We start from the raw sequence: 10,871 nt of genomic DNA, 5'->3' as shown, positions 1-10,871 counted from the left end.
TGATTAGCAGATCCAAGAAATATTGACAATAAAAATAATGCGCTTTTATAAAATTTGGTACAATTTGCTTCCATGCCCTGCTTCTCAAGCCAGGGCTTCCAGGTCATAGTCATGGCTTGCCGTGATCTCTGCGCGCACCATTTTACCCGGCCCAACGCCGGGTCCGCTTATGTAGGTCAGGCCGTCCACCTCAGGGGCCTGAAACCAGGCCCGGCCGGTATAGAGTCCCGGCCATTCCGGATGAGGATCGTCCACAAGTATGTCCAGACTTTCTCCTGGAAAACCCTTCAAATATTCCCGGCTGACCCTTTTTTGCTCCTGCATGATGAGCCTTTGCCGCTCATTTTTCACCTCATCCGGGATCTGCCCTGGAAAACCAGCTGCCCTGGTTCCTTCCTCCGGGTAAAAGGGAAATACACCCAGGTGCTGCACCCGGGCCTGGCGGACAAATTCCAGCAGTTCCCGGAAATGCCTTTCTTCTTCGCCGGGATAGCCGGTGATCAAAGTTGTCCTGATGGCGGCCCCGGGAAAATAATTTCTGATACGCCGGATCACCTCCATGGGGTCCTGCTGGAAGGGACGTCCCATTTTTTTAAGTAGTTCCGGATTGGCGTGCTGCAGGGGTACGTCAAAATAGGGCACAAAAGGAGGACCCAGCTCAGCCAGCCTGGCCAGGAGCCCATCGTTCAGGCCCGAAGGGTAAAGATACATAATCCTTAGCCTTAAAAGCCCTTCAAGCCCTGCAAGCTTTTCAGCCAGGCTGGAAAGTCCCCGCCTGCATCCAAGATCGCGCCCGTAGGCCGTGCTGTCCTGGGATACCAGCACCAGTTCACCGGCCCCCTGGTCAATGAGGTGTCCGGCCTCCTGGATTACCTCATGCTCAGGCCTTGACCGGAGTTTGCCCCTGATGGAAGGAATGGTGCAGAATGCACAGCGGTTGTTGCATCCTTCGCTGATCTTGACATAAGCAAAGCTTTTAAAAGGTCCATGCCTTACACCCGGCGCTTCTGCCTCAACCTTGCGGCCCAGCCTGTAAAGTATTTTGCCTGGCAGCTCAGCCTGCCTGGCTATGGGCACAAACATGTCCGCCTCCGGGATTTCCCGGCCAAGACCCGTTCCATACCTGGACACAAGACAACCGGTTACCACCAGAAGCGGCCTTTGACTTAAGCCCTTTACATCCTGGGCCGCCGAAAAAATTGTTTCCAGGGACTCTTCCACTGCCGGGCGGATAAAGGCGCAGGTATTTATCAGAACCACGTCAGATTCAAAAGGTCTGTCCACTGCAAAGTAGTGTTCCTTGAGCCCGCTAAGAATATTTTCCGTATCCACCATATTCTTGGGACACCCCAGGCTGTGAGTATACACCTTGATCATAATCTCCTCAGTCTTTTTGAAACCGTAAATAAAGAGCCGGGGCAGGGCTGCATGCTGGTGATTACTTGTCAACGGCAATCTTTTCTCTAGCACCTGTTCTGCCTTCTGCCGGGCCATATCTTCTTTTACCCGTGCCTGGGATGTTTCCTTGCACAATCCTGACAAATGGGCTAATATACTTCCGGTTCTGACACAGGACCCTATCCCACGCCGTTTTTACGGTCATTATCCATCAAACCGCCAAAATTCTCAGGTGCCCCATGAACTGGATACACAAGGACCTGCTGGATATTGAATCCCTCTCTCCTGACGAGGTCAGGCATATTTTCGATACCTCCGCCAGGTTCATGGAGATAAATTCCCGCAGCATAAAAAAGGTGCCCATACTCAAGGGCAAAAGCGTGGTCCTCTTTTTTGCCGAGCCTTCCACCCGGACCAAGACATCCTTTGATATGGCCGCCAAGCGCCTGTCCGCGGACAGCTTTTCCCTGGCAGCCACAGGCAGCAGCCTGAGCAAAGGCGAAGGCCTCAAAGATACGGTGCTTACCCTGCAGGCCATGAACCCCGACGCCATAGTCCTCAGGCATTCCCTAAGCGGAGCAGCAGGTTTTATCGCCTCCCACCTGGACTGCAGCGTTCTAAACGCAGGTGACGGCTGGCACGCCCATCCCACCCAGGCCCTCCTGGACGGATTCACCCTTTTTCAGCACTGGCAGGACTTCCAGGACAAAAAGATTCTCATTCTGGGAGATATAGCCCACAGCCGGGTGGCCAGGTCCGATGTGCAGCTCTTGAGCATGCTCGGCTGCCGCATAAGGGTCTGTGCCCCCCGTACCCTGCTTCCCAGGGGAATCCACAACTGGCCGGTGGAGGTGTACTCAAGCCTGGACAAGGCCTGCCGGGGCATGGACGCCATCATCAGCCTGCGCCTGCAGCTGGAGCGCCAGGAGGCCGGGCTTTTGCCGGACCTTCGCGAATACTCATCGCGCTTCTGCCTGCAGCCGGGACATGTGCAAAAGGCAGCTCCAGGTGTAAAAATCATGCATCCCGGCCCCATAAACCGCGGGGTGGAAATTTCCTCGGGCCTGGCCGACTGCGCAGACAGCCTTATCCTGGAGCAGGTCGGCTCCGGCGTGGCCGTACGCATGGCCCTTCTCTACCTGTACCTGGCCAGGAGCAAGCCTGATCAGGAAATAACGGAGGAATAAAACCCATGGCTTACACCCGCATCAGCAATGCAGTACTAAACGGCACCGCAGGCACCCTGTTTCTGCATGAGGGCCTGGTGCAGGAATTTGTTCCAGGCGGGCTCAAGGACCCGGGCAGCGCCGACAAAGACCGGGAACTTGATGCCCGGGGCTGCCATATACTGCCCTCGCTTATTGATGTCCACGTCCACCTGCGCGATCCCGGCCTGGAATACAAGGAAGACATCTCCTCTGGACTGTCTGCAGCAGCATCAGGAGGCTTCGGACGTGTCCTGGCCATGGCCAATACAGACCCGGTAAACGACAACGCCGGCATTACCGGACATATGCTGCAAAAAGCCCGCGAGCATCATCCCGTCGGCCCCTTTCTACATCCTGTAGGCGCCCTGACCAGAGGGCTCAAGGGCAGGGATCTGGCTCCCCTGGCCGAGCTCGCGCAGGCCGGATGCAGGGCCTTCTCCAACGACGGCCTCCCGGTACAGGACAACGAACTCTTTCGCAGGGCAGTGGAATACGCCTCGGATCTGGATCTCAAGGTCATCGACCACTGCGAGGACAGCTTCCTGAGCTCCGGAGGGGTCATGAACGAGGGCAGAATGTCCGATTACTTAGGCCTGAAAGGCATCCCCGACGTGGCCGAAAGCCTGCAGGTCAGCCGGGACATACTGCTGGCGGCCTACCTGAACACCCCCATACACCTGGCCCACATAAGCTGTGCCTCCTCTGTGGAGCTCATTTATCAGGCCAGGCAGAAATCCATTCCCGTAAGCGCCGAGACCTGTCCCCACTACCTGCACTGGAGCGAGGAACTGGTGAGCGGCTACAATACCCTGGCCAGGGTCAACCCGCCTCTGCGCACCCGGGACGATGTCCTGGCCCTGCGCCAGGCGGTTCGGGAAAATATCATTGACGCAGTCGCCTCGGATCACGCCCCGCATGCGGACTTTGAAAAAGAGGTCCCCTTTGCCGATGCACCCAATGGCATCTCCGGACTGGACACCTCCTTGTCCCTTATGCTGGATCTTGTGCGCCAGGGTGTCCTGGAGACTCAGGACCTGGTCAGGCTCATGGCCTCCAACCCGGGGGAAATCTTCCGCCTGCCAGTATGCAGCTTCGCCCCCGGCGACCCGGCGGACTTCATCCTGGTGGACCCCGAAAAACAGTGGGTCCCCGGTCCGGAGACCATGCTCTCCAAAGGCAGGAATACCCCCTGCCTGGGACAGACCCTGCAGGGCAGGGTCATGGCGCATTTTCTGGGTGGAGCAGCAGTAATCAACCGGCTGTAAAGTCAGCCATAGCTGTCGGACTCGTCTGACCTGTCAGACTTGTCCTACCTGTCCGATCTGTCTGACCTGTTCGACCTGTCCGACACGTCAGACTTGTCAGACCTGTCCGACACGTCAGACTTGTCGGACAGGCCTTCCCGCACAATCCTGTGCGGAGCATTGAAGACATTCACCCGGCCCGGGCGTACGTAGCACCCCAGGGTAAGGCCCGACCTGCGGGCGATATCCAGTCCCAGCGAGGAAGGCGCGGTCCGGGACAGCACCACAGGTATGCCCATGCGGGCGCATTTGAGCACCATGTCCGAGGTCAGCCTGCCCGTGGTATAAGCCGCTCCCCTAGGGGAAAACCGCCCCAGCAGAATAGCCCCCATGAGCTTGTCCACCGCATTGTGCCTGCCCACATCTTCGTAGCATACCTGAAAAGCACCCTCACTGTAGTAGCCGCAACCGTGCACGCAATGGGTGTCCTGGGACAGAGATGACCAGGCAAGAGTTCTTTTGATAAGCTCTGCCACCTCATGAAAAGAGATACAGAAGTCTGCAGGTTCCGGATAATCCTCGTGCAGAAGCCTCCTGGCTATTTTGCCCGTGCCCCCGCATCCAGAAGTGGTGATCATCTCGTCATCCGGCCTGGGGGTTACCTCTGCGTACACATTGATGCGGCCCTGCTCGCAGACCTCTATGTCGAATATTTTGTCCCCGGGCTCAATGAGTCCCTGCCCGAAGAGGTAGCCCACAGCCAGTTCTTCCAGATCCCTGGCCATGACCATGGCCGTGCCCACAGGTTCATCGTTCAAGACCACGCCCACCGGCTTTTCTTCCAGGACCAGTTCCCGGATCCGGCTGTCTCCTTCAGGAGTAAGCAGATCCGTAATGCATTCCACTGTAACCATTACATTTTAAACCTTTATAAAATGTTTGCCGTTTATCAGCCAGTCTCCAATGCCTTCCCCCTCTTCTTCCCCAAGCCCCATGCCCCATGCCCTATGCCCCAGGCTATCCCAGAGCCTGCTCCAGGTCGGCCAGGATGTCATCTATATGCTCCAGGCCTATGGACAACCGGATAAAATCCGGGCTTACTCCGGCGCTTTTCTGCTCTTCTTCTGTGAGCTGGGCATGAGTGGTGGATGCCGGGTGAATGGCCAGGCTGCGGGCATCACCGATATTGGCCAGGTGGCTGAAAAGCTTGAGCCTGTCTATGAACCTGCGGCCTGCCTCCAGGCCGCCCTTGATCCCGAATCCCACCAGAGCTCCGAAACCTCCCTGCAGGTAACGGCGTGCCTGCTCATGGGTGGGGTGGTTATCCAGTCCCGGGTACAGGACCCAGGATACAGCAGGGTGATCTTTTAAATACCGTGCTGTGGCCCTGGCATTCTGGCTGTGCCTTTCCATGCGCATGGCCAGGGTTTCTATGCCCTGCAGGATCAAAAAACTGTTGAAAGGCGAAATGCAGGCACCTGTATCGCGAAGCAGAACGGTTCTGGCCCGGATGATATAAGCGGCCCTGCCCACTGCCTCGGACCAGACCACACCGCCGTAGGAGGGATCAGGCTGTGTGAGCATGTAAAACCTGTCCGGGGCTTTCCAGTCGAAGTTGCCGCTGTCCACTATGACCCCGCCTATGGAATTGCCGTGTCCGCCGCAGAACTTGGTCAAGGAATGCACCACTATATCCGCTCCGGACTCAAAAGGCCTACATAGTACAGGAGTAGGTACGGTATTGTCCACTATAAGCGGCACCCCGGCCCGGTGGGCGGTTGCAGCCAGTTCTGCCAGATCCGGGGTGTCCAGGCCGGGATTGCCCACAGTCTCTACAAACATACACTTAGTCTTGTCAGTTACGGCATCTGCAAAGGACTGCGGCGAGGTTGCATCCACAAAGGTGGTGCTTATTCCGTAGCGGGGCAGGGTATGGCGAAACAGGTTGTAAGTGCCACCGTAAAGACTGGAGGAGGAAACAATGTGATCTCCGCTTTCGCAGATGTTCATCACGGCGTAGGTAATGGCCGAGGAGCCCGAGCTGGTGGCCACCGCCCCCACTCCGCCTTCCAGGAGGGCCATTCTTTTCTCCAGGACATCAGTGGTGGGGTTCATTATCCTGGTATAGATATTTCCAGTGGCTTCCGGTGCGAAATCATCCGGCCTCAGGCCTTCGGTGTCCAGGTTGAGCCTGGGTGCCCACACTTCGGGCTTCAGGCTGAACAGGGAAGCCGCATCCTGGCTGTCGGAAAAAACAAAACTGGTGCTCTGGTATATGGGCACCGCCCGGCTGCGTGTGGCCACATCAGGGGTATGCCCGCCATGCAAAGAGATGGTCTCCGTTTTCCAGTCTTTTCGGGACATGACAATTGCCTCCTTATATGCTTTGAACCTCTGGTTTTTGCGCCGCAAGGACCTTTTGCCCGCATAGCATAATTCTTGACAGTTGCTTGTTCTTTGCAGAATATGTCGTTCTTTTGCTCATCTGCCAAATAGATAACCTTTTTTAGCTAAAATTGCAAAATCTTCCCGGTCCACAACCTGCATGTTGGATTAAATCCCGGGCATGACAGGCCTGCCGGACCAGGGCCAGGATAGATTTGATTTTTCGGCCAGGCCTTTGTATTCTAATAAATTGTCCTCGTACCTGCAAAAACTATTTGCAGTCCATACACAGTTGACTATACCCCCTGAGTGCATAATGTTGCCTTCATCCGTAATCATGTTTACTTTGGCTGACAGCTGTCGAATTTTTTCAATAATCGGCGGCAGATACTTTCAACTGAAAACACAGGCTTAAATCTGCAGACAGTTTACAGGAGCGTTCATGAGCCGGGGAAGCGAAATACCTCATTCCAGCGTAGGCCTGGTTGAGACCCAAAGCGTCACCTTCAGGGGGGCGGAGTGGGTTCTGCAGCTGGAGTCCGGCAAAACTCTGCACCCGGTTACAGTGGCCTATGAAACCTACGGCCGGCTTTCCCCGCAAAAGGACAACGCCATCCTGGTCTGCCACGCCCTGTCCGGAGATGCCCATGCTGCAGGCTATCACACCGGTAAACCAGGTGAGAAGCCCGGCTGGTGGGAGATGCTCATTGGACCGGGAAAACCTTTGGATACAGACCGTTACTTTATTATCTGCAGCAACTTTCTGGGGGGCTGCAAGGGCACCACCGGCCCGGCTGACATAGACCCGGCCACAGGCAGGCCGTATGGCCTGAACTTTCCCTTTTACACTGTCCGGGACATGGTCCAGGTCCAGAAATGGCTTGTGGACTACCTGGGAATACACAGACTGCTGGCGGTTATCGGCGGTTCCCTTGGCGGAATGCAGGCTTTGCAATGGCCCATAAGCTATCCCGAAATGGTCCTGGGAGCCATACCCATAGCCGCCACCGCCCGTATGTCCCCGCAGGCCATAGCCTTCAACGAAGTGGCCAGACAGGCCATCATGAGCGACCCTTCCTGGAATTACGGGCTGTACAAGCCGGATCAGCAGCCGGAAAGCGGCCTGGCCCTGGCCAGGATGATCGCGCACATCACTTATCTTTCGGAAAACGCCATGCTGCGCAAGTTTTCCCGGCGCATGATCGATGGTACAGAGCGCGGGTTCAAGCTGGGTGCGGATTTTCAGGTGGAAAGCTACCTGCATCACCAGGGCAGCACCTTTGTCAAGCGCTTTGACGCCAACACCTACCTCTATATCACCCGGGCCATGGACTATTTCGATCTGCACCTGGACTACGGCAGCCTGAAAAACGCCTTTGAACCCTGCAAAAGCTCATTTCTGGTGATTTCATTCACCAGTGACTGGCTCTTTCCCCCGTCCCAGTCTCAGGAACTGGTCAAGGGCCTGCGCCAGGCTGACAAAAACGTATCCTACTGCAATATCGGCAGCGACCAGGGACACGACGCCTTCCTGCTCCCCGGCAACCGCATGGGGGACGTGGTATCGGGTTATCTCACCAGACTGGAAAGGGAGGACAGACGTGCAGGCAAGTGATGACAAAGTTCGTTTTGACTGGAAAAGGAGCCTGCACCGGGACAGGGAGCTGGACCCATACATTATGGAGCTTGCCGGTACCGGTGAACGTGTCCTGGATCTGGGCTGCGGCCGGGGAGAGCTTTTAAAGAAACTAAAAGAGGAAAAACAGGTCCGGGAACAGGGCATAGAGCTCAACTCCGAACATGTGGCCGATTGCCTGGCCCAGGGCCTGTCCGTAATTCAGGCCGACCTGGAGGAGGGGCTCAATGATTTTCTGGGGGACTGCTTCGACCTGGTAATTTTAAACCAGGTCCTGCTCACGGTGAAAAACCCCTTGGCCCTGCTTCAGCAGGCCCTGCGCATCGGGCACAGGGCAGTGGTTACATTTCCCAACTTCGCCCACTGGCGTATCAGGCTGCACCTTCTGCTTACCGGCCGCTTACCCGTAAACCAGACTCTGCCCTACAAATGGTACGAATCCCCGGAAATCAGGCTGGCCACCATCAAGGATTTCCAGGAATTATGCCGGGAGATGCAGGTGGAGATTGTAAGCCGGCGTTTTTTGCAGCTGAACTATCTGGTACAGAACAGGAAGGTAAATATCTGGCCCAACCTGCGCTCCACTGTTGCCCTTTTCTGCCTGCGCCAGGGCGGATGAAAAATGTTTGCAGCCCGGTTGTATTTGTCTTTTCAGCAGGTTTAATGTTATAGATGATCCATGTTCAGGCATGAAAACATTTTTTACATGCTCTGGGACGAGTCCCACCTCTGGGGGCTGATGCTCTGGAGGGCCCTTAAGGATCTGGAAATCCCGGCCCGAATTGTCAGCTCACAGGACATCCGCGGTGAAATTTTAAGCACCCGCCCCCCGGCCGGTCTGCTGGTGCCCGGGGGATGGGCCAGACTCAAAGCGGACAGTCTGGGCCTGGCAGGCATGTCCAGCATCAGGGATTATATTTCCGCCGGTGGAAAATACCTGGGCATCTGCGGAGGGGCCGGCATGGGACTAAGCTCTGCTTCGGGTTCTCCCTGCCTGGACCTGTGCCACTGGTCCAGAAAACCCATGCAGGACAGGCTGCCCAATTTCAGCGGGCATGTCCGCTGCAGGGTACGCCTGCCCCACTGGAAAGAAAGCCGCCGGGACATCTGCCTGCCGGTATGGTGGCCCTCCCAGTTTGAGCCCGGGGACAATGCATCAGACGGGGTCAGGGCCCTGGCAGAATACCTGGAACCGGACCAGGACTTCTGGACGGCCGATTTGCCCTACAGCGACCTGAAGCAGGCAGACATATGCAAGTGGGAAAAGGTCTACGGCATCAATCTGGACCCTGGCCTGCTCCGCAGCGAACCATGCATACTGCACGGCACCATGGGTTCAGGCGAGTTCGTCCTGAGCTATTCCCACCTGGAGACCCCTCAATCCAGGCAGGCCAACAGGCTTCTGCGTGAACTTCTTTTTACCTGGCTTGGCTGGAATATCCCCCGGGAAGTCAAAACCCGGGTCAGCAGCTGGGACCTCAAAAATATCGAGCCGGTATGGGAAGATGATGTCTTAATGCGATGCAGGCAGGGTCTGGAGGAAATAATCGAGCTCGGCCGGGCCCATTTCCTTTTCTACTGGCGCACCCCCTGGCTTCTGGGGTGGCGCAGGGGAGTGCCGGGATCGCCGGTGAATTTTCTGTACGCCATGGCCGGGCACGCCCAGGGGCAAAGACCCGGCCGCAAGGCACAGGAATTCTGGAAGGGGGAAAAAGAGTCCTTTGCCCGACACCTGGATTCTTTTCTTTCCAGGCTCAAAACCTATCTCACAAGAGAACGCCTGGCCATGTCTCTGGCTCCTTCGTCCCCTGAAGCAAGCTCGGACCTGGATCTGCAGCAGGAAAAACTGGAACTCTTCGGGTCCTTTCCCGGATATGGAGGCCTTTACGGTCGGCTCATCCAGCCCCTGGACCATCTTTTATACCTGCTTGAGCGGTGAAAAGAAAATGCAGGGGGGCAGCCCCGCATTTTCTTATACGGCGCAAATGCTCCAAAACATGCAAATACTTGGAAACGTTATGCAAAACAGAACTTGAATTGCCGGTTATTGCCCATGGCCGTAATAGTCATAGAATTCCGGGTGGACTGAAATAATAATCTTGCCCTTGTCCTCCACCTGGACCACCTTTTCCGGCATAAGCCCCACGTCTAAGGCCATATTTTCTATGCGGGCCTTTTCCTTGTGTACTGCGTCACTCATCGAATCGAACCTGGCTACTTCTACCCAGTCATCCATGATTTACTCCTGTCAAATCCGTTTACAGTGTTTTCAATTTTTCATCCGGCCTCGAAATGTCTTTCCTGCAGCTCCGGGTCCTGAACAGCTGCTGGGTCACCTGTCTGCATCCGGCCAGGGAGTGCATCTGCGGCATGGGGCATACCCGGCGTAAAAGGCCTCCCGCAGGGTGTCGAACTCTTCGCGGTTGTGCTCGGATATTCTTTGCCCGTAACCGCAGCCTGGATGATGAAAACGCTTGCTGCGCTTGTTCCCCGCCCATGTTTCCACTTCAGGGTGCTGATTAAGCACTTCGGGCCAGAACCCGGCACTTTCGTCAATGGCTCTTTGCTGAGCCCTGAGCAGATCCCTGGAAATCTTTTCGTCCTGGTCCTCGTGCGGGTAGTAAAAGGCCAGGCCTTCGCGCACCAGCAAGAGGCCTATGTTTTCTCCAGAGGGCAAATATGCATGGGCCAGAGTTCTGCCATATCGATCTTCCGGCACCTGTCCTGTCTTCAGGGTTATGACCCTGTCCTTGATCAGCTCTTCCAGCCTCTCAGTGGCCTCCTGGGCAAAATACTGGTCAGGACGCCCGTTGCCGGCCGTTTCCGGGGCATCCATACCTTTTATCCGGACAACCTCCCGGTCTTCCAGGATCAATGTATCTCCGTCCGGCACCCAGGCAACCCGGACTTCCCTGTTCTGCGCCCCGGCCTGAGCCAGACCCGGAAGCAGAATTGCAATAAACAGCCAGTAAACACATGCCCTCCACCGTGCTCGCATAA

At 56.2% G+C, this 10,871-nt stretch carries 11 protein-coding genes; 5 read left to right on the top strand and 6 right to left on the bottom strand.

The window, feature by feature from the left end; genetic code table 11:
• Window positions 1-84 precede the first annotated feature (84 nt).
• Entirely contained in the window at window positions 85-1,377 is a 1,293-nt protein-coding gene (gene rimO, locus DTHIO_RS10935; RefSeq protein ID WP_008870360.1) for a 30S ribosomal protein S12 methylthiotransferase RimO, read from the bottom strand.
• A 260-nt stretch (window positions 1,378-1,637) separates the two neighbouring features.
• On the opposite strand from rimO, the gene DTHIO_RS10930 reads away from it, so the two are divergent.
• Together DTHIO_RS10930 and DTHIO_RS10925 are read left to right on the top strand one after the other, a co-directional pair.
• Window positions 1,638-2,585, top strand: a complete 948-nt coding sequence (locus DTHIO_RS10930; protein ID WP_008870359.1) for an aspartate carbamoyltransferase catalytic subunit — start codon at window positions 1,638-1,640, stop codon at window positions 2,583-2,585.
• 5 nt (window positions 2,586-2,590) lie between these two features.
• Window positions 2,591-3,871, top strand: coding sequence for a dihydroorotase (locus DTHIO_RS10925; protein WP_008870358.1), 1,281 nt, complete (start codon window positions 2,591-2,593; stop codon window positions 3,869-3,871).
• A gap of 44 nt (window positions 3,872-3,915) precedes the next feature.
• Here DTHIO_RS10925 and fdhD read toward each other — a convergent pair whose 3' ends face one another.
• The 3 genes from fdhD to DTHIO_RS21685 form a co-directional block, all read right to left on the bottom strand.
• The gene (gene fdhD, locus DTHIO_RS10920; protein ID WP_008870357.1) at window positions 3,916-4,764 is read right to left on the bottom strand and encodes a formate dehydrogenase accessory sulfurtransferase FdhD; all 849 of its coding nucleotides are present in this window, start codon (window positions 4,762-4,764) and stop codon (window positions 3,916-3,918) included.
• Window positions 4,765-4,867: 103 nt separating this feature from the next.
• Entirely contained in the window at window positions 4,868-6,214 is a 1,347-nt protein-coding gene (locus tag DTHIO_RS10915; RefSeq protein WP_008870355.1) for an O-acetylhomoserine aminocarboxypropyltransferase/cysteine synthase family protein, read from the bottom strand.
• Between the two features lie 189 nt (window positions 6,215-6,403).
• Window positions 6,404-6,574: a hypothetical protein gene (locus DTHIO_RS21685; RefSeq protein WP_161598665.1), complete on the bottom strand. Its 171-nt coding sequence runs from the start codon at window positions 6,572-6,574 to the stop codon at window positions 6,404-6,406.
• 103 nt (window positions 6,575-6,677) lie between these two features.
• On the opposite strand from DTHIO_RS21685, the gene metX reads away from it, so the two are divergent.
• The 3 genes from metX to DTHIO_RS10900 all read left to right on the top strand — a co-directional run bounded on the left by metX (window position 6,678) and on the right by DTHIO_RS10900 (window position 9,810).
• Window positions 6,678-7,850, top strand: a complete 1,173-nt coding sequence (gene metX, locus DTHIO_RS10910) for a homoserine O-acetyltransferase MetX (RefSeq protein WP_008870354.1) — start codon at window positions 6,678-6,680, stop codon at window positions 7,848-7,850.
• Complete coding sequence (gene metW, locus DTHIO_RS10905; RefSeq protein ID WP_008870353.1) at window positions 7,837-8,490, top strand: methionine biosynthesis protein MetW; 654 nt, start codon at window positions 7,837-7,839, stop codon at window positions 8,488-8,490. Before metX ends, metW begins: the two co-directional genes overlap by 14 nt.
• Window positions 8,491-8,577: 87 nt before the next feature.
• On the top strand, window positions 8,578-9,810 hold the full coding sequence (locus tag DTHIO_RS10900) for a BPL-N domain-containing protein (RefSeq protein WP_161598664.1): 1,233 nt from the start codon (window positions 8,578-8,580) through the stop codon (window positions 9,808-9,810).
• A 105-nt stretch (window positions 9,811-9,915) separates the two neighbouring features.
• Here DTHIO_RS10900 and DTHIO_RS10895 read toward each other — a convergent pair whose 3' ends face one another.
• Window positions 9,916-10,107 (bottom strand): hypothetical protein, encoded by a 192-nt coding sequence (locus DTHIO_RS10895; RefSeq protein ID WP_008870351.1) that lies wholly within the window; start codon window positions 10,105-10,107, stop codon window positions 9,916-9,918.
• Window positions 10,108-10,203: 96 nt separating this feature from the next.
• The gene (locus DTHIO_RS10890; protein WP_008870350.1) at window positions 10,204-10,869 is read right to left on the bottom strand and encodes a thermonuclease family protein; all 666 of its coding nucleotides are present in this window, start codon (window positions 10,867-10,869) and stop codon (window positions 10,204-10,206) included.
• Window positions 10,870-10,871 lie beyond the last annotated feature (2 nt).

The sequence above is a fragment of the Desulfonatronospira thiodismutans ASO3-1 genome, assembly GCF_000174435.1.
Classification (GTDB): domain Bacteria; phylum Desulfobacterota; class Desulfovibrionia; order Desulfovibrionales; family Desulfonatronovibrionaceae; genus Desulfonatronospira; species Desulfonatronospira thiodismutans.
This window is presented reverse-complemented; position numbering and strand designations above follow the sequence as displayed.